The sequence below is a fragment of the Rhodopseudomonas palustris BisB18 genome (assembly GCF_000013745.1).
Taxonomy (GTDB): domain Bacteria; phylum Pseudomonadota; class Alphaproteobacteria; order Rhizobiales; family Xanthobacteraceae; genus Rhodopseudomonas_A; species Rhodopseudomonas_A palustris_F.
Genome location: NC_007925.1, coordinates 940,330 through 964,040, shown reverse-complemented (window position 1 = coordinate 964,040; position 23,711 = coordinate 940,330). Strand labels below are relative to the sequence as shown.

Here is a 23,711-nt window from a genome sequence, read left to right as displayed (position 1 = left end):
GCTCCTATCAGCCGACGCTTTGCACGGCTTGCAGCAGCGACGAGAACATTTCGTTGATCGCCTGAATCAGCTGCGAGGCCGCCGAATATTGATTCTGCAACGTGCTGAGACGCGCGGTCTCCTCGTCGAGATTGACGCCGGATTGCGACGCCAGCGCGCTGGCGAAGGTGGATTGCGCGGTCTGCTTGGCGGTGTAGGTATCTTCCGCGGTTGACGCCTTGGCGGCCACCGCGGAAACGATGGTGCTGGCATAATCGGCGAACGAACCGGTGCTGGAGCCGAGCCCGCCGACCGCGTCGAAGGTGATGTCGTCAGTGAGCGCCGAATACAGCGCGTTGACCACGGTGGCGGAGCCGGCGCTGAGCACCTGGCTGCCGGTGGTCAGCGTGTCGGACGAATCCAGCGTCGCCACCTGCAGCAGCCCGGAATTCGCCAGGATATCGCTACGCACCGCGAAATCCGAGGCGCCGGTCGCGGTCACCAGATCGTTCAATCCGAGCCAATCCGACAGCCCCTTGCCGTCGCTGCCGACCGAACTGGTCATCTCGTTGACGGCGACGCCGTTGGAACTGCTGCTGGAAATCGTCAGATGGCCGTCGCTGTCGATCGACGCCGAGAGCCCGGATATGCCGTTGATCGCGCTGACCAGATCGCCGACCGTGGCATAGCTCGACAGGTCGAGATCGGCGTAGGACACCAGCGTGCCGCTTTGGTCCGCCACCGCGATGCGGACCGTGCCGGTGGCGTCCAGCGCGGTGTCGGCGGCCACCGCGGTGGTGCCGGTCAATGTGGCCGGCGGCGGCAAGGAGGTGCCGGTGTTGGACACCGTGTTGAGACTGTCGGCGAGTTGCGTCGCCAGTTGATCGAGCTGGGCCTGCGCCGCCGGCAGTTCGCTGTCGCGTAGCGCGATCAACGCGCCGATCTCGCCCGAACTGATCTGCGCGGTGACGTCGACGCCGTTGACGGTGACGCCGCTCAAGGTGGAGCTCGACGTCGCGCTGTAGCTGGAGCTCGCGGTCACCGTCGAGGACGCCGTGAAGCTCAGTTCGTGCGCGCGGGTGTCGACCAGCGCCTGGCCCGACGCGGTGTAGACCTGCATGTCACCGGTTGAGGAGATGAAATAGCTGATGTTCATCTTGGTGGCGATGTCCTGCACCGCGGTGTTGCGCTTGTCCTCGAGGTCGGCGGTCGATTGACCGGCCGCCGCCGCCAGCTTGATGGCGGCGTTGAGATTGGCGATGGTCTGCAATTGCTCGTTGACGTCGTCAACCGCGGTGGCGATTTCCTGATCGGCATTGCTGCGCAGATCCTGGATGCCGCTCGAGGTGTCGCGCAACTGCGTGGCCAGATCGTCCAGCGCGCTGACGACATTGGCCTGCAGCGCCGCACTGCTCGAGGTCGCCGACAGCGAGGTGATCGCGGTCTCCAGAGCCGCGATGGTGTTGGCGAGCGAGGTGCCCGAGGAATCGTCGTCCGCGGTGGAGCCGTACAGCGCCTGCAACTGGTCGAGGTAATCATTGTTGGTGTCGGCGGCGCCGAGCGCGGAATCCGCCTGGATCAGCGATTTCATCAGCAGCTTGTCGACGGTGCTGGTGATGCCGGTGATCACCGTGCCGGCGCCGGTGCCGGCATTGACGACCGCAGCCTGGTTGGCGGTCTTGACGGTGTAGCCGGTGGTGTCGGCGTTGGAGATGTTCGACGAGGTGACGCTGATCTGCACCTGCGTGTTCATCAGGCTGCTGACGGCGATGCTCCGTGCGATGTCGAGTGACACGTTGACCTCACTGGCCGAAGACTACGCCCGCACGCCGGCGCTGTAGGACGCCGCGCGGCCTTTGACGCGGCCATTCGCGCTGTACGGCGAGACGTCGGAAATCTGCTCGCGGATCGCCGCCATCACCGCGTCGATGCGGCGCTGGCTGGCCTCGATCGCCGCGCGCAGCCGGATCACGTTCTCATCCATCGACAGCCGCAGGGTTTCGATTCGGTTCATGAAGCGCTCCTGCAGCGCCTTGTCCGGACTGTGCAGCCTGACGCGCCGCGCCGAGACCTCGGCCACCCACGCCTCGAAACGCCCGGCCAATTTGCTCTTCAATTCGGTGTGGCGCGATTGCGACGCCGGAAGACCGATCGCCAACGCGGCGTTCTCTTCGCGCACCACTTCGATCAGCGCGTCGATCAGCGCGACCAGTTCCTCGATCCGTTGTCCGCCGCTGGCGTTCGTCGGCTGTTGTGATGGCCTGTCCAGCATCTCAGTTCCCCATTACCTTGCCGTTTGCTCGACCTTGCGACGATCCGCGCCCGAGCGACGCGCATCGTGCGTACGCATTGATGGCGCTGATTTGCGCGCCCGCCGCGTTGATGTTCTCGACCAGCGCTCGGCAACGCGCCGAAAGCCCGGTCCGTACTGCGCGCAGTTCGCTTTCCAGCGCCAGCAGCCGCCGGCGATCGTCCTGCCGGGTGGCGTTGCGCACCGCCGTCGTCAGACGGCGCAGCCGAGCCAACAGCGGATCGTCGACGGCTTGGTCGGTCATCGCAGCACCTACCGCATCGCCGAGATCAGCGTGTCGTACATGTCGCTGACCGCACTCATCACTTGCGCCGCCGCCGAATAGGCTTGCTGCGCCGAGATCATGTTGCTGAATTCCTGGTTGGTGTCGCTGGTGGAAGCCTCGAGTTCACCGCCGTAGATGGTGCCGGCGCCGTTGGTTCCTGAGGCCTGCACCATCGCGGTGCCGGACGCCGCGGAAGCGGCGTAGAGCCCGTTGCTCTTGGCGACGAGTTGGTCCGGCGCGGAAAACGTCGCCACCGGAATCTTGTAGATCGCGATGGTTTCGCCGTTGGAATAGGTGGCGTTGACTTTGCCGTCGTCGCCGACCGCAATGCTGCTCAGCTTGCCGTATGCAAGTCCATCGGACTCGATGCTGGTGAGGTTGATCGAGGGCGTGGTTTCGCCCGATGCTTTTTGCGTCAAGCCATCGGTGCCGCCGACGGTGCCAAAGTTCAAGGCGATGGTGCTGGTGGCTGCCCCGGTGCTCCAGGCCACCGAAATGTCGGTCGCACTTTGCGAGGCCAGCGAGCCGTCTTCATTGAAGGTGATCGTGGCCGATCCGGTTGTGGTTCCGGTGCTCGTGGTCGAGTCCGACGACAACGTCGGATTGCCGAAACTGGCGCTCCAGGTGTTAGATCCGGTTTTGGTCCACGTCACCTGGATCGAACTCGCGGTTCCGAGCGAATCGTACACCGACATCGAGCTGGTGAAGGTGGCGTCGGTGGCGGCATCCGCCGGCAGGTTCAAGGCGAATTTGGTCTCGGTGCTCGCACTTCCACTGGTCGCGGCCACCGCGGTGTTGATCGGCTCGAGGTTGTTGCTGTCGGCGCTGCCCGTGATGTTGCCGTCGGCGTCGGTGCGCCAGCCGAGCAGATAGGCACCGCCGCTGCTGACCAGATAGCCGGAGTCGTCGATGGTGAACGAGCCGCTGCGGGTGTAGAGCGTCGAGCCACCGGTCAGCGCCGTGGTCACCGGAAAGAAGCCGTTGCCGGAAATGCCGATGTCGGTGGCGCTGGTCGTGGTGGTCAGCAGTCCCTGCTCGGAGATATTGGACCGCGACAACGTGGTGACGCCGCCCGACGAATAGGTCGTGGCGCTCGATGAGCTGGTGACCAGCGCTTGAAAGGACGCCGAGGTGGTCTTGTAGCCGACGGTCTGCGAATTGGCGATATTGTCGGAAATCATCGCCATGGCAGAGCTTTGCGCGCTGAGCGCCGAGATCGCCGATGAGAGTGCGCCTGATAGACTCATAGCTTTACTCCGAACTAATCAGGATGTGACGCCGATGATGCTGCTCGCGGCGATCGAGGTGTCGCCGATGGTGAGCATGGTGGTGCCGCTCGAACTATCGACGCCGGTCACCTTGCCGCTGACGGTGGTGTAGCCGTAGACCGAGTTGCCGCTGGAATCGGTGGCGCTGACCGACAGCGTGTAGTCGCCGCCGTCGCTAAGCTGGGTGCCGTCGGTGGTGGTGCCGTCCCAGGTGAAGCTGTTCTTGCCGGAGGTCGTGGCGCCGCTGCCGGTCCACACCGTATTGCCGGAAGAGTCGGCGACCGTCAGGGTGACGCTGGACGCCGCGGAATTCAGCGAGTAGCCGAATGCGATCTGGCCGTCCTCCAGCGTCGCGGAGTCCGCCTTGGCGGTCACCGTCTGACCGATGTAGTTGGTGGAGTTCAGCGTCAGCAGGCTGTTGAACGAGGTCGCCAGCGAACTCAGATTGGTGTTCAGGGTCTGCTGCTGCTCAAAATTCGCATACGACGTCATCTGAGAGACGAAGTCGGTGGTGTCGGTCGGATCGAGCGGGTTCTGGTTCTGCAGCTCGGTCACGAGCAAGGTCAGAAAATCGCTCGACGTCAGCGAGGTGGTGCTGGACGCGGTCGTCGTCGTAGCCGCCGTGCTCGTGGCGCTGGTTGCAGTAATGCTCATGACAGCCTCCTGCCGCGTCCGGGCGCGCAAGCGCCGGATGGCGTTTTCCGATGTGCTGTGGTGACGTGATTGCCGTTCTGTATTGAAACGGACGGCGCCGCGGATTCAGGCAGAGTTTCTGCGGATCGGGGCGTCAGAAAATTCATCGCCGCGCGCGCGGCGCGGCTGCGCCCAGCTGCCGAGAGCCGGCGGCTACGCTGACGGAGCCTGACTACTCACTTTGTCGCGGAAAATATTGCCGGGCGGAACCCGCCACAACACTAGAGCGCTTTCGGTTAGGATTGCTGCGGTTCAAGCGTCCCGGGCCGTCATTCCGGGGCACGAGCAGCTTCGCTGCGAGTGAGACCGGAATCCATAATCACCGCTGGGGGAGGATGGATTCCGGATGCTCGTTCTTCGAACTCGCAATCCGGAATGACGACGACATTTTGGTTGGATGACTCAATCCTAATCGAAAATGCTCTAAGACGGCGCGTCTCGGCGTGGAGCGGCGAGCTGGGCTGTTCTGCTAATTCGAGACAATGGCAAAGGCTGCGATCTGTCGTCGCCGCCGATCGGCGCACCACGCCGCAAGCGCCGCGCGCGACATGGCGTCCGGGCACGCGTCTTATTACGGCGCTCGGTTCGGCGAGCGCCGTTCGAAAATGACTTGGAAGATCGGGGGATGACCGTGCACCAAACGCGGGCGGCACCGCGCATGAGATGAGCGGCGCGGCGCGGCGGTCAGCCGCGGCTGTGACGCAGCGGTGGCGGCGGCGGCGCTGCGTCGGCGGCCGGCGGCGCGGGTTGGATCGCCAGCATGATCCGATCGGTCAGCGCGGCGCTGGCGCGAACCGGCTTGGCCGCCAAAGCGCGCCGCAGCAGCTTCGCCTCGTCGAGCCTTGCCCGGGCCTGGTCCGACTCGCGCAGCAGCGCCGCTGCGGCCTCACGTTGCGGCATCGGCCAGCTCGATAGATCCTCCCCGAGCCGGTCGAGCAGATCCTGGAAATCCGCGACATCGATCATGCGAACCGTGGCCTAAGCGTGCTATGGCGCTGATGCTGCTCGTATAATTACGAGGCGCCGACTCGCAGAGACTAGCATGCCGGAGCGTGGCCCGGATACCGCTTTTCACATTCTGCAACAAAGGGAAACTCTGTGACGCGCCAAGCGGAATGGGCCGGCGTTCGCGGCACGCCGGCGGCGGCCAGACCGAGCGTTTATCCCCGCCGCGCCGGCCTTGCCGTCGTCGACGCGACGAATTTCCAGGCGTCGCGCAGCTCGCTGAGGCTGGCGATGATCCGGGCAAAGCGGGCCGCGGCGTCCGGGCGGCCATAGGAGCGCAGGCACGCCATGATCAACGCGTTGTAGGTGCGATGCAGCCGTTCGGCGACCGCGCCGCCGCGGTCGAAGTCGAGATGATGGCTGAGCCCGCGCAGGATCGCGGTCGCCCGGATCATCGCCGCGTGGCTGTCCTCGAAGCGGCGTTGCTCTGCCGCGCTGATCGATCTACGCAAGGACATGATCGCGCCGTCATACAGCATCACCACCGCCTGCAACGGCGGCACCGCGATGGCGGCACTGCGATAGGCCTGCGCGGCCTGCTGGTTACTCGAATACTGCATCATCAATCACTGTCGGAGTTCAAAAGGGCGGTCAGATAATCCAGCATCGAGTTCGCCGACTGGATCGCGGACTGATAGTTGGCGTATCTGAGCTTCAAATTGGCTTCATAGGTGGCGGCCGCGGAGGTGACGGTATCGGCCTTTTGCTGCAGCGTATCGTCTTGAGACGTCAAGTTGTCGATCAACACCTGCAGCGAGCCGGTGCTGGTGTTGGAGACGCTCTTCGCCAGACTGTAGATCTGCGCCGCGATCCCGGAGGTCGAGGTCACGGTGATCGACTGCGAGGTGGAGCCTCGGTAGTTGAACGCCATGCCGGAATAGATCGAGCCGGACGCACCGACGATGGTGTCGCCGTTGATCGTGAACAGCGAACTGTCGCCGTCGACCGACGCCGAGGTCAGATTGCCGCTGGCATCGACCACCAGATCGAGCGTGAACGAAGCCGGCGGCGAACCGCTGGTGTTGATCACCGACAGGCTGCTCGACGAGGTCTCGACCGTGGTCGCCAACAGGTCGATCACGCCGTCGAGATCGCTGCTCAGGGTGGTTTCCAGCACGCTGGAATCGAATTCGAGATCGTTGGTTTCGTCGAACGTCAGTCCGAGATCGGCGATCGACAGCCCGCCGATCGAGGTGTTCAGCGCCGCCGTGACCTGCGACATGATATCCCGCATCGTCGAGTCGCCGAACAGCACCGCATCCTCATCCGCCGTCCCGCTCGAGGTCAGGCTCTGCTGGCTGTAGACGTAGTCGCGGAACGCGTTGTAGGCGGTGACCAGACCGTCGATGGCATCGACGATCGTATCGGCGTCGGTCTCGACGTCGAAAGAGATCGACGAACCGGTCGGCGTGGTCTGCAGCAGGCTGAAGCTCACGCCGGTCAAGACGTCGCTGATGTCGTTGCTGTCGCGGGTCAGCTGGATGCCGTCGAGGGTGAAGATCGCGGCTTGGGCGGTTTGCAGCACGTCGGTGAAATCGCCCGAACTATCGGTGACGCCGAGCCCGTTCATCACGTCGTCGCCGGTGACGTTGGCGGTGACGATGTCGGCGTTGTCGACGGTGGCGGTCAACACCATTTCATATTCGGTGCTGGAGATCTGAATGATCGAGGCCTGCACCTTGGTGGTCGAGGTCTGGGCGTTGATCGAGGAAACGATGTCTTCCAGCGACATGTCGCTGCTGACTTCGATGTCGGCGGTGGTGCCGCCCGAGACGCCGATCGAGAACGTGCCCGCGTAGCCCAGCTCCGCGGTCTTGTCCGCCACCGCGGCGCCGACCACGCTGTGCGCGGTGGCAATCTGGCTGATGGTCAGGGTGTGGTCGCCGGTCGCCGCCGCGTCGCTGATCGACATCGACAGCGCCGAGCTGGCGCTGACGTCGCCGGTCGAGGTGATGGTCGCGGCCCTGGTGGCGAAGACGCTGCCGGACAGCGAGTTGATGATTGAACTGCTGAGCGACTTGGCGCTGGTGGCGACGTCGCTGAGCAGCGATTGCAGATCCTGGTAGGCCGCGATCTTGGTCTCGTTGGCGGTGATCTTGGTCTCGATGCTGGTGGCCTGCGCCGTCTTGGCGGCAACCTGGGCCTCGATCAACGCATCCCAATCGATGCTGGTGGAATTGGTCGTGCCCGTCGTCGTAATGGTCGCCGAACTGGCGATCGTGCTGGCGCTCGTGGTCGTGCTGGTGCTGGTGCTGCTGACCGACGTCATCGGGGGCTCCATTCACGGATCGGAGGGCCGGCGCTGCGCCGGCCCTCCACGACTTTCGGCCAAGCGTTAGCCGAGCAGCTTGAGCAGATATTGCGGCATCTGGTTGGCGGCGGATTCCGCCGACACCGCGGCCTGCACCTTGACCTCGGAAGCCGACAACTTGGCTTGCTCGGCGGCGATGTCGACGTCGGTGATCGCCGAATTGGCGGCTTCGAGGTTCTCGGTCTGGGTCGAGATCGAGTCGGCGCTGAAGTTGAACCGCGATTCCAGCGCGCCGATGTCGGCGCGGGCGCCGGACACGGTGTCGATGGCGCTGTCGATCGTGGTCAGCATCGCGGTCGCCGCGGTCTGGGTGCCGATCGTCGACGACGTCGAAAAGCCGAGAGAGGTCGAGGTCAGATTGGCCAACGACATGGTGATGGTGTCGGTGGAGTCGGTGCCGACCATGATCGCGGTGTCGGTGAAGTCGCCGTTCAGCAGGCTGGTGCTGCTGTAGCGGGTGCCGCTGGCGATGCTGTCGATTTCCGCCACCAGCTGGGTGAATTCCGAGTCGATATAGGCGCGGCTATCGTCGGTCACGGTGCCGGACGACGCCTGGGTGGCCAGCGACTTCATGCGCGCCAGGATGTCGCTGATGTTGGAGGCGCCGCCGTCGGCGGTCTGCAGGATCGAGCTCGCCTGCGAGGCATTGGTCGCGGCCTGCTGCAGCGTGGTGATGTCTGACGAAATGCGCGTCGAGATCGCAAGCCCGGCGGCGTCATCGGAGGCCTTGTTGATCTTCGATCCGCTGGACAACTTCGCCAACGAGCTCGACTCCTGCGCGGAGTTGACGTTCAGATAGCGAACCGCGGTGTTCGCAGCGGTGTTGGTGGAGATGACGGGCATTTGCTTGCTCCTTCGGATGATGCGGCGACGTCGGCCGCTGGGGACGGAAATCCCGGACGCAGGCCAGCCCCCGTCCGCTGCGTAGAACGGATCGGCCGGCAGAAATCAGGCGGGCTATTCCCCGCGGCGCTGCGACGTGGTTAGTATTCGGTAAACACGTGGCGGATGTCGCGCTCGTGCCGGCGCAGCAGATCGCGCAGCTGCTGACGGCCGCGTTTCAGCAGCGACTCCACCGCCGCCACCGTGGTCTCCATCACCTCGGCAATTTCGCCGTTGCTCATGTTCTCGTGGTACGAAAAAATCACCGCGATGCGCTGCTGCTCGGGCAACTGCCGCATCGCGTTCTCCAGCAGATGCGTAACCTCGTCGCGCTGCATGGTGCTGACCACGTCCGGCCGGCCATCGGCCGGCTCCGGCACCGCGTCGACACAGTCGGTGCGCGGCTGGCGGTGCAGATCGATGCAGCGGTTGGTGACCACGCGATACAGCCAGGTGGAGAACTTGGCGCGGCCGTGCTGCCACTGCCCGCGATGCGTCCACACCTTGAGCATGGTATCCTGCACGACGTCTTCGGCATCGGCGCGATTGCCGACGATGCGCAGCGCGATGCCGAATGCGCGATCGATGTGGCGCTCGACCAACAGCCGAAACGCCGCTTCGTCATGTTCGGCGAGCCGATTGAGAAGCTGTTCGTCCTCGTCCAACGGCGGCGTCGGCAGTTGCTGCTCGCACGCTGCCGCCGGCGCCGAGGAAACCGATGTCGACTTCGCAATCACCGCCGGCGCGACTTCAACCGGAGCCCAGATATCGAGCGCGAACGCCATCACTATCTCCCGACCCGCTACGCCGGCGAACGCTTGGTTCGCGCGGCTTCGAAGAGTTGAACGCGTCGCCACGAAAAACCGGGCGGTGATTTTTCGATTATTTTACAGTGGCTTACGGGCAAAAACTGCCTGGCTCGCGGCAATTTTTGCCGAGCCGAAACGCGGCCTTTTCGGCTGCGATCCGACGCCGCGGCGGCGCCGTGTCGACGCCGCGCCGCGCGACGACGACACCGTCGACCTCGCGAAATCACCTTGTCAGCACGGCCGTTGCGCGACATCACACCCTCGCCCGATCACAATCTCGATCCGCACGACAGCGTGCTGATCGTTCGCAGTTCACTCGGCAAAATTTTCCGAATCACTCCACGATGCTAGCGTTTTTTGCGCGGCGTGAGACCACGCGGGGCCGTCGACGGCAGCACGAAACCGCTGCTGATCGCTTATCATCGCGTACTGCCCTGCGCGGAACGCGGGCTCAGCAACGAACCGAAACGATTGGAACTACATGGACCGCAACTGAAATATTTTGAAACGCATCGGCTGGGGTTTGCGACCGCCTGAATTCGCGACCGCGATCGTATCAGTCATAATCAGCCCGATAGGTCACACCGCCGATGAACGTCCTCGACGAGATCCAGACTGCTGCGCGGCTTCCATCGCTTACGCTCGGCCCCGCGCAGCGCAACCGGCTCGCGCAGCTGTGTGTGCAGCGAACCCCCGTGGTGTGGGACGCGACCTGCGCCGCGCCGCCCGGCGGCGCGGTGATCGTGCTCGATCCGGCGAGCACCGCGCGCATGGAGGCTTTGGTCGGATCGCTCGATCCGGACGCGATCGTTATCATTCCGTTCGGCGAGCATCCGGCCTTCGATGGCCTGAAAGCCAAACTCGCGATCCATGGGTCGATCGGCGCGGAGGGCGCCGCGGCACCGCATCATCTGTGGTGGGGCGGCGTCAAGCCGCTCTCGGCGCGAACCGGGATGTATAGCAAGGCCGGGACCCTGTTGCTGTCGTCGTATCGCAACGGCAGCGTCCCGGAGCGACAGCTGATGCGATTTCGCGGCTATATCGATCTCAACGGGCTCGACTGCGTGATCGAGCGATCGCCGAACGAGCCGCGGGCGCGCGGCACCCACAAGATCGATTTCATCTTGCGGCAATTGCAAGCCGGCGATCGGCCGGTGTTCTGGATCGATACCGGCGCCGAGATCCGGCGCCATCCGGTGTTGCCGCAATCCTTAGGTTGCGACTTCGCCGTCCATCGCAAACGTGGCGGCGAGCTCGATACGGCCGCCATGTTCTTTCGACCGACCGAGCCGGCGCGCGCCTTGCTGCAGGCCTGGCGCGACTTGAGCCTCGGTTATCCCGATCTGCCGGAGCATTTTCTGCTCGATCAGGCCTGGATTCTCACGGCCGCGCAACGCCAGATCGAAACCGCGTGGCTGCCGGAGGATTACTGTCAAACCGATCCCGCGCTGCGCGACGGCGCCACCATCGTCATCGACCACACCAGGTTCGAACGCAGCGCCGCGCAACTGCCGACGCGCCACCTGCTCGCCGCCCGGCGCTTCGGCCGACAACAGGCGCCGGAGCCGCACTTGATCATGAAGGGCATGGACGGCGCCCGCGGCGCGATCACCGTGGTGGTTCGCGACGTGCTGGGCCGCGACGCGTCGCAAGTCGGCGGCGCGGTGGAAGCCATCAGTAGAGCTTTCGCGGCCGATTGCGGCGGCTTTTCCAAGCTGGAACTGGTGCTGTGCGGCTGGGCCGACGATGTCCATGCGGTGATGCAGATCGAGGACAATGGCTGGGTCCTGGTCACCGACCCGGCGGAACGGTTGCGGCCGGACGCCTTCAAGGCTCCCGACCGTCACCGATTGACGATGCGCTGTTCGGAAAGAGGACAGCCCCTCTGGGAGGCGCCGGCGATTGCGCCGGCATGAACCAATATCGAGCATGATCCCGCAAAGGGATCTCGAAAAGGGATCTCGGTTTTCGGAGAATATCTTGCTCGATCAGAGCTAGCGCAGGACGATGCAGAGAAACGTCGTCCTACTCTAAGTCACACCGCGAGCCCGCGCCGTGGTGGCTGCGGCTGAAGTGGTCGCCGCCGTGCCCGGAACGACCGCGATTTCCAACCTGTGGTTTAGTCGATCTTTACACTCTCCTGTCAATTGCTGATTGTCAGGGCGCGGACCGCGCCGGCAAGGATGCATTGGCAATCGAGGTGGGGCGTCGATGAGCGATCAGGCGGCGGCGGGACTGCAGATCAAGTTCATGGCGGAGTCAGCTTCGCCCGGCTATCTCGAAGCTTCGGTGCGATCCCATGCGGGTCTGGTGTGGAGCGCCGCTGCGGTGGCGTTGGCGATCGTGCTGGCGGTGCCGTTCTTCCTGGTCGACGTCCCGCCGGTCCTCGACTATCCCAACCATCTGGCGCGCTACTTCATCCTGGCGCATCCCGACGACCCCGCGCTGTCGCAGATGTTCGAGCCGCATTGGGCCATCTTGCCCAATCTCGGCATGGATGTGATCGCGACCGGGCTGTTGAAGCTGCTGCCGGTGCATGTCGGCGGACGGCTGTGCCTGGCGCTGAGCCTGTTCGCGCCGGTGATCGGCGCCGTCATCTACAGCCGGGTGGTGTTCGGCCGCTTCACCTACTGGTCGCTGGCCTCCGGGCTGATCGCCTATAACGGCGTGTTCTTCCTCGGCTTCATGAATTTCCTGCTGTCGCTCGGGCTGGCTTTGGCCGCCGCCGCCGGCTGGATCGCGTTGCGGCAACGCAGCGGCTGGTGGCCGGCGGCCTTGGCCGGAGCCGCATCGGTCACGGTAATCTTCTTTTGCCACCTGTTCGGCGTCATGCTGTTCGCCTTGCTGATCGGCTCCAGCGAAGCCGCCCGGCTGTGGGACGCGCGGCGGCCAAGCTGGGGCGAGCTGCTGCGTGTGGGGTTGCTGGTGGGCCTGGTGTTGAGCCCGGCCGTCGCGCTCTATCTGGCCTCACCGCTGGCCGACGGGCCGGCCTATATCGGCTCCTGGCAGGGCCTGCCCAAACTGTGGGCCGCGCTCACCCCGTTCATGACCTACAGCAAGTACCTGACCTTGCTGACCAGCGTCGTGGTGTATTCGTTTCTGGTGCTGAACCGGCGCACCACCGTGGTGGCGCCGGCGGCGCGGCTCGCCTTCGTGGTGCTGGCGCTGGTGTTCGTGCTGCAGCCCGCCGAGATCAAGGGCGGCTCGTTCCTCGACGTCCGCATCGCGCTGATGATCGGACTGCTGGCGTTCGCCGCGGTGCAGCCGCGGCTCGCGCTACGACCCGGCCTGCTGGCCGGCGCGCTGTTCGCCGCGCTGATCGTGCTTCGCAGCAGCTACGTCTCTGCGGCCTGGATCGAGCACCGCACCGACGTCGCCGATCTGCGATCCGCGATCGCGACGGTGGAGCCTCTGGCCCGTGTGCTGGTGATGCGCGGTCACGCGCAATACATGACTGAGACGGCCGAGCGTCCCGGACAGGTGCTGCCCGGCATCTACCGGCTCGACGGTCACCTCGGCTCGCTGCTGACGATCGAGCGCGGCGCGTTCTTGCCGCTGCTGTTTGCTTCGCCGAGCCAGCAGCCGCTGGCGCTCAAGCCGCCCTATCGGCAGATCGCGCAGCCGCTGGCCGAGCCGGTGGAGTGGTCGGTGCTGCGCCAGGAGACGTTCTCGCGCCTGACCTTGGCCTATGCCAGCTATCTGCGAAACTGGCGCAGCAACTACGACTACGTGCTGCTGATCGATCCGTTACCGGATCGGCAGCCGGTGCGCGACCTCGACCTCGTCGCCGGTCGCGGCTCGGCCCTGCTGTACCGGATCAACAAACCCGGCACTGGCGCCTCCCTGCCGAGGTGACCCATGACCCGCCGCGCAACAAACGCGCCCGAGAGCATGTTCGGTTAGGATTGATGCGGTTCAAGAGTCCCGGGCCGTCATTCCGGGGCACGAGCAGCGTCAGCTGCGAGTGAACCCGGAATCCATAACCACCGCAGGGAGTATGGATTCCGGACTTGCTCGTTCTTCGAACTCGCAATCCGGAATGACGACGAAGCGCACCAATCCAACTCGAAACGTCTCTGATAGCTCGTCTCACTCAGGTCGCCTCAGGCGTTTTCAGCAGCTCGCCGACCTTGTCGCGCAACTCGCGCTTCAAGACTTTGCCCAGCGAATTGCGCGGCAGTTCGTCGACGATGAAGACGTATTTCGGCTTCTTGTAGCCGGCCACCAGGCCGCGCACGCCGTCGACGATCGATTGCGGCGTCGGCGTCATGCCCGGCAACGGCTCGACAAAGGCCACCACCGCCTCGCCATAGATCGCGTCCGGAATGCCGATCACCGCCGCCTCGGCGACTACCGGATTGGCCAGCAAGGCGAGCTCGACCTCCTTGGTGTAGATGTTGAAGCCGCCGCTGAGCACCATGTCTTTCTTGCGGTCGACGATATAGAGATAGCCCTCGTCATCGGCGCGGGCGACGTCGCCGGTGCGGATCCAGCCGTCCTCGATCGCTTTCGCAGTCTCTTCCGGGCGGTTGTAGTAGCCGCGCATCACCGAATAGCGGCCGGGTTCGCCGACCCGCACCAAGAGCTCGCCGGCCTCGCCGGTGGCGACGGCGTTGCCGGCGTCGTCGACGATCCGCACTTCGACGCCCGGCGTCGGCCGGCCAATCGAAGCGGCGTGATCGAACTGCTCCTCGTGCGACAGCGACGTCACCCCGCCGACTTCGGTCATCGCGAAGAACGACACCAGCCGCACCTGCGGCAACAGCGCGATGAAGCGGCGCTTCAGCTCGACCGGGAAGGCTTCGCCGGTGACCACGATGCGGCGCAGCGACGCGCATTTGTCCGGATCGGCTTCGATCTGTGGCAGCATCATCCGGCACACCGTCGGTACCATGCCGATCACGCTGATCTGTTCGCGGTCGATGGTGTCGATGGTCTGCTTGGGATCGAATTTCTTCATCACCACCAGCGTGCCGCCGAGCGTCAACGCGTTGGACAGCCGCGCGAAGCCGGTGCGATGCGCCAGCGGCGTGGTGACCAGATAACGATCGTCGCGCGAAATCCCCCACTCCACCGCATTGATGAAGCAATGCTGGGTAACGATATTGGCGTGGGTGATGATCGCGCCCTTCGGGCTGCCGGTGGTGCCCGAGGTGTACATGATCACCGCGTCGTCGGATTGCACCGACAACAGCGGCAACGGCGCGATCTCGGCCTCGCGCAGGCTGGCATAGTCGATCGCGCCCTCCGCACTTTGACCCACCGCGATCCGCAGCGCGTCGGGATGGACCGCGAGCACGCCTTGGATCGCGTCGCCCGGGCCTTCAAACGCGATGGCAGACGGCTGGCTGTCGGCGCAGATGTGCTGCACCTCGTGCGATGTCAGCCTTGTCGTGACCGGCACCACGATGGCGCCAAGCGAGAACGCCGCGTAGAACAATTCGACGATCTCGACGCCGTTGTTGAGAAACACCACGATGCGGTCGCCCGCACCGAGCCCGTGTTGCCGCAGCCCGCTGGCGACGTGGCCGATGCGGCGCTCGAGATCGCGATAGGCGATGCGCTCATTGCCGCAGACCAACGCGGTCTTGTCGGGGAAGCGCACCGCCTGCGCGCGCAGGATGGTTTCCAGTCGCATGATGCCCTAGACCAGTTTGAAGGCGGGATATTGCACGTCGTTGCTGAGATGATCCCAGGTCACTTCGACGCGCTGGCCGATCGCCACCTTGTCGGGATCGCTGCCCAGCACGTTGCCGAGAATCCGCACGCCCTCGTCGAGTTCGACGGTCGCCACCGACAACGGCAGCCGGCCGTCGAGGCCGGGACCCGGCACCCGGATCACCGTGCAGGCGTAGACCGTGCCCTTGCCGGAGACCTCGCGCCATTCCAGGTTGCGGCTACCGGTGAAGATCGAGACCGGCCGCGGATAGTGCTGGAATTGCCCGGTGTCCTTGCAATATTGCAAGACCAGCTTGCCCTGCTTGGCGCCGTCCCAGAACGCCTGGGTGTCGACATAGGTGGACGGCTTGGGGACCGGACGGCCCGCTTTCTCTTCAGCCATGGTCAGACCTCCAGGATCATGGCGGCACTGGTTCCCCAGTTCCGCGCGTAAGGGATGACGCCGATGCCGGTGATCAGCGCGTTGCTGGGATTGGCGACCTGGCGGCCGCCGCCTTCGCCGAACATCTGCCGCACCGCTTCGGCGAGGTTGAGCCCGCCGCTGGCGAGCCCGGGCTGGCCGGCGGAAATCTGCCCGCCGCCGGTGTTGAGCGGCAGCGTGCCCTTGAACGACAGATCGGTGTCGAGCGTGAAGTCGCTGCCCTGGCCGCGCTTGCAGAAGCCAAAGTCCTCGAACTTCATCATCACCGCGATGGTGAAGTCGTCATAGGGCTGGAACATCTTGATGTCCTTCGCGCTGAGCCCGGACTGCTTGTACAGCTTCGGCGCGATCTTGGAGAACCCGGTCTCGGTGATGTCCGGGCAGGACTGGTTGCCGTTGACGTTGGTGATCTCGGCATAGGCGGTCGGATACACCATCTTGCTGATGCCGAGGCTCTTGGCCTTGGCCTCGCTGGTGACCAGGAAGGCGTTGGCGCCGTCGCAGAACATCACGCAGTCCAGCAGCCGCAACGGATCGGCGATGACGCGCGACTTGTTGTAGTCGTCCATCGTGATCGGGGTCTTGAACTTGGCATAGGCGTTGTCGTTGTGCAGCGCGTGGTCGCGCTGGGTGATGGCGATCTTGCCGAGCGCGTCGGAATTCAGGCCGTATTGATGCTTGTAGCGGCTCATCAGCAGGCCGAAGGTCGCCGGCGGTCCCTGCACGCCCGGCGGATCCTGGAATTCGCCGCGATAGGCGCCGTAATTGGCGCGCCACGACGTGCTCGGCGCATCCGCCGACAGCACCACCACCACCTCGCACAAGCCATCGCGAATGGCAGAAGCCGCACGCGCCACGCCGCCGGTGGCCGAGCAACCGCCGGTGCCGCCATAGTTCAGCCAGGTCGGCGTCAGCCCCAGCGCCTCGGTCATATAGACCGCGAAGAACGGATTTGGACATTCGCTGAGCGGCGCGGTGACGGCGAGGCCGTCGATCGCGTCCTTTTCGATGCCGGTCGCCGCCAGCAGCTTCGCCAGCGCCTCGCCGCCGAGGTCGTAGGCGCTGCGGCCGGATTTATACTCAATCGCCGTCTCCGAATAGCCGGCGATCACGATGTCGCGTTTGCTGCTCATGGTCATTCTCCGCGGAACGCTGGCGATCGCTTTTCCTTGAAGGCCTTCAGGCCCTCGTCGCGATCTTTGGTGAAGTACAACAGGAAGGAGGCGTCGCCCTCGGCCTCGAAGCCGTCGGGCAGCGCCATGTCGATGCCGCGGTCGATCACCGACTTGGTCATCATCACCGGGATCGGCGCGTTGTCACTGATGCTTTTCGCGATCTCGCGCGCCTTGTCGATGGCGTGGCCGGCCTCGGTGACGTGATTGACCATGCGATAGCGCTCGGCTTCGGCGGCGGTGATCCGCCGCCCGGTCCACATCAATTCCTTGGCGAGCGGCTTGCCGATCAGCCGCGGCAGCGTCTGCGTGCCGCCGCCGCCCGGCATCATGCCGAGCTTGATCTCCGGCAAGCCGAATTTGGCGTTGGCGCCGGCCACGATGATGTCGCCGACCAGCGCCAGTTCGAGCCCGCCGCCGAGCGCAAAGCCTTCGATCGCCGCGATCAGCGGCTTGGTGAACGAGCCGATCTCACGGAACAGCCGGTTGACTTTGCGGTTGCGCTTGCGGAAGCGATAGAAATCGAAATAGCCGTTCTCGGCGATCTGGAATTCGCTGGTGTCGATCCCGGTGCAGAACGCCTTGTCGCTGCCGCGCAGGATCACCGCGCGGACCTCGCGATCGTGCTCGACCTCGCCGAGGATCGCGAGGATTTCCTCCGCGGTCTGCTCGCGCAGCGAGTTCAGCTTGTCCGGCCGGTTGATGGTGATCTCGATCCAGCCGCTCTCGCGCGACAGAATGACGTCCTGATAGTTCATGGGCGCTCCAGTATGTTCGGTGTTGCTGTGCAGACCCCGGTCAGGAGTCGGTCTCCTCGCCACCCATCGCGGCGGCAATCTGGTCATGCAGTTCGGCGATCCGCTTCGGGTCGGCGCGCGCGGCGTCGTCGATGTGAACTTCCAGCGCGATCTTCGCCGGCTGGCTGAGCACGATGGCGCGATCCGCCATCTCCAACGCGTCGTCGATGCGATGGGTGATCAGCACGCAGGTTTTGCCGAGCTCGCGGGCGATCTGGGTGAAGTCGCGGCGCAGTGCGCCGGAGGTGACGTGGTCGAGCTGGCTGAAGGATTCGTCGAGAAACACGATCTCCGGATCGATCGCCAGCGCGCGCGCCAGCGACACCCGCTGCCGCATCCCGCCCGATAATTCGTGGACGTATTTGTCGTCGGCACCCTCCAGCCGCACCCGTCCCAGCCACTCCTTGGCGCGGCGGCGGGCGTCCTGCTTGGAGACGCCGAGGATCAACAGGCCGAGCTCGGCGTTCTCCACCGCGGTGCGCCACGGCAAGAGGCGGTCGGTCTGGAACGACACCGACAGCCGCCCCTTCAGCGCCTTGAAGGAGTCGTGCGGATCGAAGCCGGCGACCCGCACCGAGCCAGAGTTCGGCGAGGTGGTGCCCATGATCAGATTGAGCACGGTGCTCTTGCCGGCGCCGGTCTGGCCGAGCAGCACGACGATCTCGCCGCGCCGCACCACCATCGACAGATTGTCGACCGCGAGATAACTGCCGAACTGCTTGGTGACGCCCTTGACTTCAATGAGATTGTCGATCATCGCACCACCGCCTCCGCACGCCAGCGCAGCGTGACCTTCTCGAGGGCGTTGACCGCCGCCTGCAGCACCAGGTTGAGGATCACCAGGAAGAAGGTCCAGGCCAGCACCTGGTCGATCCGGAACGTCGACTGCGCCAGATTCATCCGCGCGCCGATGCCGACCGCGGAGGCCACCAGCTCGGCGAAGATCACCATGCGGATCGCGTAGCCGATCACCGACTTGGTGGTGAGGAAGATGTAGGGCACGATATGCGGCAGGATCAGATAGCGCAGCACCTGCCAGCGCGACGGCCGGAAGCTCTCGATCATGTCGACCAGATCCTTCGGCAGCGCGCGCACGCCCTCATAGACGTTGAGCGCGTAGAACGGCAGCAGGATCACCAAGAGAATAAAGAAGATCCGGGTTTCCGGATTCTTGAACCAGAACACCGCGATCAGCATCCAGGACAGCGCCGGAATCCCGGTGTCGATCAGGATGATCGCCTTCAGATACGGCCGGATCCAGCGCACCGTGCCCATCGCGAGACCCAGCAGCACGCCGAGCGACATCGCCACGCCGACCGCGACGGTGAGGCGGATCAGCGTGATGCCGACATGATAGGGGTCGGCGAAGAACAATTCGCGCGCCGCGGCCCACACCGTCACCGGCGACGGCATGATGTAGTCCGGCACGTAACGGCTGGTGATCTCCATCGCGATCAGCATTACGATCACCACCACCGCGGTGGCGAACAGATCGCGACGATTTTCCGGATTGCGCTGCGGCCGCACCACCGCGGCGAGCGGCTTGACCACCAGCTGGTCGGCCGGCGCCGCGGCGCGCGGCGGGGGATTGCTGTTGACGCTCACTGCCATGTTGTCCGCCACGCTCATCAGATCGCGAAGAAGCTGTCGTCGACCGGCTTGGTCAGAAGCCCGTTGCGAGCCAAGAACTCGCTGGCCTTCAGCACCGATTTGCGCGACGCCGGGTCGGACATCGGCCGGAAATTGAAGGTCAGCCGCTTCGAGCCCATCGCCTCTTTCAAGATGTCGTTGGCCACCCCGGTCTTGGCGCCGAACAGGTCGACCGCCTTGGCGGTGTCGGCGTTGATGCCCTTGAGGCAATCCTCGAACACGGCGGCGATCTTGGCGGCGATGCCGGGGTTCTTGTCCAAGAGCTCCTGGCGGATGCCGACGCCGAAATACGGCAGGTCGCCCTCGCCGATCTTGTGATAGGCGTCGCCGGCTTTGAAGATCACCCGCAGGTCCGGCTTCTTCACGAGGCCGGTGGTGATGTTCGGCTCCCACGACAAGGCTGCGTCGGCGCGGTCCGCCATCACCAGCGTGACCGAGGCCGCCGGATTGTCGACGTTCTGGATGGTGGCGTCCTTCTCGATATCGAGGCCGCTGCCTTCCTTGATCAGCGCCCGCACCATCCGATAGGTGCCGGTCGATTGCAGCGCCGCGATGGTCTTGCCGCGGAGTTGCGTCACGTCGGCGACGCCGGACTTCGGCGCCAGCAGCGCAATCATATTGGCGTCGGTGATGGTGCAGAGATATTTGATCGGCACGCCGGCCTGGTGCCGCGCGGCGAAAGTGTCCCAGCTGCCGATGCAGACATCGTAATTGCCGGCGACAAAATCATTGTAGTAGGTCGAGACCGCGGTGTAGGGCGCGGGATCGGGCAGCGTCAGCCCGTGCTTTTGACCGAGCTTGTTGGCGAGGATGTATTGCACCGGCAGCACGGTGAAGCCGGGCTGCAGCGAAGCCCAACGCACCGCGACGTCGGCAGCCAAGGCCGGCCGACCCGCGGCGAGTAGCGCGGCCGCCGCTGCCGATCCAAACGCAAAATCGCGTCGTGTCAATCCGTTCATGTTTCTCTCCCGAGGTCGCGTTCGTTGCGCGTTTGTTGCGGATGCGTGCGGGTTGATCGCTACGCCCCGAATTGTTGACTGCAGTCTAACCTTGCCAAAGCCGAGACGTGGGCGCAATTTCGACCCTGCAACGTTCCAAAAATGAGACGATAGGCCGCGCGCGATGCGCAGCGGCCGGGAGGCGACGATCCGGATGACGCGCAAGCTCGATCTCAACGCGCTGTTGTTGTTCTTCGAAGTCACCAATGCGCGCAGCATCAGCGCCGCGGCGGCGAAGCTCGGGATTCCGAAATCCACCATCAGCCGCAAGATCCAGTTTCTCGAGGATCAGACCGGCGCGACGCTGTTCCGCAAGGGCTGCCGCAAGCTCACCACCACCGACATCGGCCAGACGCTGTATGAGCACTGCGAGCGGATCGCCGCCGAAATCGAGGAGGCCGGGCTCGGCACCGCGCGGATGCAGACCGAATTGCGCGGCACGCTGCGGGTCAGCATGCCGGTGGATTTCGGCATCGGCTGGCTGTCGAGCGCGATCGCCGCCTTCGCGGTGACTTATCCGGACATCCATCTTGTGATCGACGCCAACAGCCGCTGGGTCGACGTCACCGTCGAGCCCTACGATGTCGCGGTGCAGCTCGGGCCGTTGCCGCAGACCCAGGGCGGCACCCGGCCGCTGGCGAGCATCACCCGCGGCGTCTATGCCAGCCCGGAATTTCTGCGCCGCGCCGGCTCGCCGCTCAACATCGACGATTTTGGCCGCTTCGACTGCGTCGTCACCGAGCATCAGCGCGCCGAGGGGGTGTGGAATTTTCGCAGCGCGCAGGGCGCCAAGGTGATCAACGTCGCCGGCCGGATCACCGTCAATCACATCGGCATCGCCCGCGAATTGGTGATCGGCGGCGTCGGGCTCGGCATTTTGCCGAACATCATGTGCCAGAACGACGTCCGGGCGAAGCGGCTGAGCCGGGTGCTGACCGATTGGGAAAGCCCGGCACTGCAGGTCTCGGCGACGTTTCCCGGCAAGCGCAAGGAATCCCGACGCTTGCGCACCTTCCTGGATTTTCTCGAACAAAAATTGAAGATCGAGGGCGATCCGCGCGCCCGCAGCCCCGCCGCGCGGCCGGCCGGCAGCTAGGCTGGCGCCGCGCGGAAGGTCCATGCGCTACACTACGCCGCAGCTCTGATAGACGTGCTTGATCTCGAGGAAGTCGATCAGCGCGTCATAGCCGTGCAGGCGGCCGAGCCCGCTGCGGCGATAACCGCCGGTCTCGGCTTCGGCGAATAGCTTGTTGTGGTCGTTGATCCACACCGTGCCGTTGCGCAGCGCCCTCGCCACCCGCATCGCGCGGGCGCCGTCATGGGTCCACACGCTGGCGGACAGCCCGTAGTCGCTGTGATTGGCGCGGGCCACCGCCTCCTTCTCGTCCTCGAATTTTTCGAGCACCACCAGCGGCCCAAAAATCTCTTCCTGGACGAAGAACGCCGACGTGTCGCGATGCGCCACGAGCGTCGGCGACAGGAAGTAACCGTTGGCGAGGTCGCCGGCGGGCCTGCCGCCGCGCAGCACCACCTCGTCGGCGGCCTGCATCGCCTCGTCGGCGCGCTTCGCCACGGCGGCCAGCGAGGCTGCGTCGATCAGCGGACCCATCTCGGCGCCCGCCGCGCTGCCCGGCGCAATGCGGATGTTCGCCAGCGCGGCTTTCAGCGCCGCCTTCATCTCGTCGTAGCGCGAGGCATGCACCAGCACGCGGCGCGCGGCGGTGCATTGCTGGCCGGCGATGATGGTGGCGGCAGCGGCGAGCTTCGGAGCCACGTCGGCGATATCGGCGTCGTCGAACACCAGGCAAGCGGATTTGCCGCCGAGCTCGAGCGACAGTTTCTTCATGGTCGGCGCCGCCGCCGCCATGATCCGCGCGCCGGTGGCGTTGGAGCCGGTGAAGCTGATGACGTCGACGTCGTTCGAGGTCACCAGATGCTCGGCCACTTGGTGGCCCTGCTCGCTGACCAGATTGACCACGCCGCGCGGCAGCCCGTCGACCTCGTGCAGGCATTTGATGATCGCGGCGGTGATCTGCGCGGTCTGCGGCGCCGGCTTGATCACCACGGTGCAGCCGGCGGCGAGCGCCGGCGTCAGCGCGCGGATCAGCAGCACCGCCGGCGCGTTCCACGGAATGATCAGTCCGGCGACGCCGGCCGGTTCTTTCAACAACGTCGAGAAACTGCCCGGCTCGACCTCGAACACGTGGCCGGGGATGTAACGCGTGAGCCCGGCGTAATAACGGATCTCCGAGACGCTGCCGGCGATTTCGCCGCGCGACTGCGGCAGCGGCTTGCCGTTCTCCAGTGTCAGCAGCCGGGCGAGCTGATCGGCCTGCGCCTCCATCCGGTCGGCCCAGCGCAGCATCACCATCTGCCGCGCCCGCGGGTTCTGCGACCACTCCGGCCGCTCGAAGGCGCGCCGCGCCGCCGCTACCGCGGCCTGCGCATCCGCCGCGCCACCAGCCGCGAAGCCACCGATCGTGCCGCCGCTCGACGGATCAAGGCTCGGCGCCGTGGCGCCGGATTGCGCCGGCTGCCAGGCGCCGTCGATCAGATTATCCGCATGCAGAGCAGTCATGCCCATCGTCTCCCCAAAGAATGTTTCGGGCGGCGCATCGTTTGGCGCGCGCCGCCTCGCCAGTGAACCGATCCGGACGCCTCAGCGCCCGGTGAATTTCGGCGCGCGCTTGCTGTTGAAGGCTTCGACGCCTTCCTTGAAGTCGTCGGATTGCCGCAGCCGGCTGTAGCAATGGCCTTCCAGCTCGATCGCGATCGCCAGCGTGGAGTCCTCGGTGTCGTTCAGAAGCTTCTTGGCGGTGCGCTGCGCCAGCGGCGAGAACGCGCGCAACTCGTCGACCAATTTGTCGGTGGCCTTTTCCAGATCGGCGTCGGGCATGCATTCGGTGGCGATGCCCCACTCCAGCGCCTGCTTGCCGGGAATGCGCTTGGAGCGCATCACGATGTCCTTGGTGCGGGTGATGCCGACCATCTTCTGCAGCCGCGCCGAGCCGCCGGAGCCGGGGATCTGGCCGAGCTTCTGCTCCGGCAGCGCATATTGGGTGGTCTCCGACGCCAGCCGGAAATCGCAGGCCAGCGACAATTCAAATCCGACGCCGAAGCAATAGCCGCGATTGGCGACGATCACCGGCTTGGCGCAGCGCGCCGGGGCTGCGATGTTCCAGGCGAGCTTGGAGACGTGCTCCGGCGAGGCTTCCATGAAGCCGCCGATATTGCCGCCGCTGGAAAAATGCTCGCCGACCGAGCGCACCACGATGACGCGGACGCGGTCGTCCGCGTCGAGCGTTTCGAACACCAGCCGCAACTGATCGCGCTGCGGCATGCTGACGACGTTGTAGGGCGGCCGGTCGAGGATGATGTCGGCGCGCTCATGGGCTTCGTCGATCTCGACGTGAAAGCCATCGAGCTTGCCGAGGCGGGGATCGGTGAAGGCGTAGGTTGACGGCATTCGAG

General features: G+C 65.0%; 22 protein-coding genes. 3 read left to right on the top strand and 19 right to left on the bottom strand.

Features of this window, described 5'->3' with window-relative positions; genetic code table 11:
- Nucleotides 1–7: 7 nt before the first annotated feature.
- The 10 genes from flgK to RPC_RS04350 all read right to left on the bottom strand — a co-directional run bounded on the left by flgK (nt 8) and on the right by RPC_RS04350 (nt 9,499).
- A complete protein-coding gene (flgK, locus tag RPC_RS04395) occupies nt 8–1,774 on the bottom strand; it encodes a flagellar hook-associated protein FlgK (RefSeq protein WP_011471352.1) in 1,767 nt (588 codons plus the stop codon).
- Nucleotides 1,775–1,795: 21 nt separating this feature from the next.
- Complete coding sequence (locus tag RPC_RS04390; protein ID WP_011471351.1) at nt 1,796–2,251, bottom strand: flagellar protein FlgN; 456 nt, start codon at nt 2,249–2,251, stop codon at nt 1,796–1,798.
- A 1-nt stretch (nt 2,252) separates the two neighbouring features.
- Nucleotides 2,253–2,534, bottom strand: coding sequence for a hypothetical protein (locus RPC_RS04385; protein ID WP_011471350.1), 282 nt, complete (start codon nt 2,532–2,534; stop codon nt 2,253–2,255).
- An 8-nt stretch (nt 2,535–2,542) separates the two neighbouring features.
- Nucleotides 2,543–3,802: a flagellar hook protein FlgE gene (flgE, locus tag RPC_RS04380; protein ID WP_011471349.1), complete on the bottom strand. Its 1,260-nt coding sequence runs from the start codon at nt 3,800–3,802 to the stop codon at nt 2,543–2,545.
- 18 nt (nt 3,803–3,820) lie between these two features.
- Nucleotides 3,821–4,477 (bottom strand): flagellar hook assembly protein FlgD, encoded by a 657-nt coding sequence (locus tag RPC_RS04375; protein ID WP_011471348.1) that lies wholly within the window; start codon nt 4,475–4,477, stop codon nt 3,821–3,823.
- Nucleotides 4,478–5,200: 723 nt separating this feature from the next.
- The gene (locus RPC_RS04370; protein ID WP_011471347.1) at nt 5,201–5,482 is read right to left on the bottom strand and encodes a hypothetical protein; all 282 of its coding nucleotides are present in this window, start codon (nt 5,480–5,482) and stop codon (nt 5,201–5,203) included.
- A 194-nt stretch (nt 5,483–5,676) separates the two neighbouring features.
- A complete protein-coding gene (fliS, locus tag RPC_RS04365) occupies nt 5,677–6,084 on the bottom strand; it encodes a flagellar export chaperone FliS (protein WP_041801382.1) in 408 nt (135 codons plus the stop codon).
- Nucleotides 6,084–7,790 (bottom strand): flagellar filament capping protein FliD, encoded by a 1,707-nt coding sequence (gene fliD, locus RPC_RS04360; protein ID WP_011471345.1) that lies wholly within the window; start codon nt 7,788–7,790, stop codon nt 6,084–6,086. Before fliD ends, fliS begins: the two co-directional genes overlap by 1 nt.
- Before the next feature lie 66 nt (nt 7,791–7,856).
- Nucleotides 7,857–8,675, bottom strand: coding sequence for a flagellin (locus RPC_RS04355; RefSeq protein WP_011471344.1), 819 nt, complete (start codon nt 8,673–8,675; stop codon nt 7,857–7,859).
- Nucleotides 8,676–8,815: 140 nt separating this feature from the next.
- On the bottom strand, nt 8,816–9,499 hold the full coding sequence (locus tag RPC_RS04350) for an RNA polymerase sigma factor (RefSeq protein WP_011471343.1): 684 nt from the start codon (nt 9,497–9,499) through the stop codon (nt 8,816–8,818).
- Nucleotides 9,500–10,113: 614 nt separating this feature from the next.
- On the opposite strand from RPC_RS04350, the gene RPC_RS04340 reads away from it, so the two are divergent.
- On the top strand, nt 10,114–11,439 hold the full coding sequence (locus tag RPC_RS04340) for a hypothetical protein (protein WP_011471341.1): 1,326 nt from the start codon (nt 10,114–10,116) through the stop codon (nt 11,437–11,439).
- A gap of 295 nt (nt 11,440–11,734) precedes the next feature.
- Entirely contained in the window at nt 11,735–13,378 is a 1,644-nt protein-coding gene (locus RPC_RS04335) for a hypothetical protein (protein WP_011471340.1), read from the top strand.
- 238 nt (nt 13,379–13,616) lie between these two features.
- Here RPC_RS04335 and RPC_RS04330 read toward each other — a convergent pair whose 3' ends face one another.
- Genes RPC_RS04330 through RPC_RS04300 form a run of 7 tightly spaced genes read right to left on the bottom strand, consistent with a single transcriptional unit; the run spans nt 13,617 to nt 20,201 of the window.
- The gene (locus tag RPC_RS04330; RefSeq protein WP_011471339.1) at nt 13,617–15,161 is read right to left on the bottom strand and encodes a class I adenylate-forming enzyme family protein; all 1,545 of its coding nucleotides are present in this window, start codon (nt 15,159–15,161) and stop codon (nt 13,617–13,619) included.
- Between the two features lie 6 nt (nt 15,162–15,167).
- Nucleotides 15,168–15,584 carry a Zn-ribbon domain-containing OB-fold protein gene (locus tag RPC_RS04325; protein WP_011471338.1) on the bottom strand — a complete coding sequence of 139 codons (417 nt, stop codon included), beginning with the start codon at nt 15,582–15,584 and terminating at the stop codon, nt 15,168–15,170.
- A 2-nt stretch (nt 15,585–15,586) separates the two neighbouring features.
- The gene (locus tag RPC_RS04320) at nt 15,587–16,756 is read right to left on the bottom strand and encodes a thiolase family protein (RefSeq protein ID WP_011471337.1); all 1,170 of its coding nucleotides are present in this window, start codon (nt 16,754–16,756) and stop codon (nt 15,587–15,589) included.
- A gap of 2 nt (nt 16,757–16,758) precedes the next feature.
- Nucleotides 16,759–17,553 carry an enoyl-CoA hydratase/isomerase family protein gene (locus RPC_RS04315; protein WP_011471336.1) on the bottom strand — a complete coding sequence of 265 codons (795 nt, stop codon included), beginning with the start codon at nt 17,551–17,553 and terminating at the stop codon, nt 16,759–16,761.
- 40 nt (nt 17,554–17,593) lie between these two features.
- Complete coding sequence (locus RPC_RS04310; protein WP_011471335.1) at nt 17,594–18,349, bottom strand: ABC transporter ATP-binding protein; 756 nt, start codon at nt 18,347–18,349, stop codon at nt 17,594–17,596.
- A complete protein-coding gene (locus RPC_RS04305; protein ID WP_157043130.1) occupies nt 18,346–19,203 on the bottom strand; it encodes an ABC transporter permease in 858 nt (285 codons plus the stop codon). Before RPC_RS04305 ends, RPC_RS04310 begins: the two co-directional genes overlap by 4 nt.
- A 17-nt stretch (nt 19,204–19,220) precedes the next feature.
- Nucleotides 19,221–20,201: an ABC transporter substrate-binding protein gene (locus RPC_RS04300; protein WP_011471333.1), complete on the bottom strand. Its 981-nt coding sequence runs from the start codon at nt 20,199–20,201 to the stop codon at nt 19,221–19,223.
- Nucleotides 20,202–20,394: 193 nt separating this feature from the next.
- Here RPC_RS04300 and RPC_RS04295 point away from each other — a divergent pair, with 193 nt between their 5' ends.
- The gene (locus tag RPC_RS04295; protein ID WP_011471332.1) at nt 20,395–21,336 is read left to right on the top strand and encodes a LysR family transcriptional regulator; all 942 of its coding nucleotides are present in this window, start codon (nt 20,395–20,397) and stop codon (nt 21,334–21,336) included.
- Nucleotides 21,337–21,363: 27 nt separating this feature from the next.
- Here RPC_RS04295 and RPC_RS04290 read toward each other — a convergent pair whose 3' ends face one another.
- Both RPC_RS04290 and RPC_RS04285 read right to left on the bottom strand, forming a co-directional pair.
- Nucleotides 21,364–22,818, bottom strand: a complete 1,455-nt coding sequence (locus tag RPC_RS04290) for an aldehyde dehydrogenase family protein (RefSeq protein ID WP_041802429.1) — start codon at nt 22,816–22,818, stop codon at nt 21,364–21,366.
- Between the two features lie 81 nt (nt 22,819–22,899).
- Nucleotides 22,900–23,706: an enoyl-CoA hydratase/isomerase family protein gene (locus tag RPC_RS04285; protein WP_011471330.1), complete on the bottom strand. Its 807-nt coding sequence runs from the start codon at nt 23,704–23,706 to the stop codon at nt 22,900–22,902.
- Between the last annotated feature and the right edge of the window lie 5 nt (nt 23,707–23,711).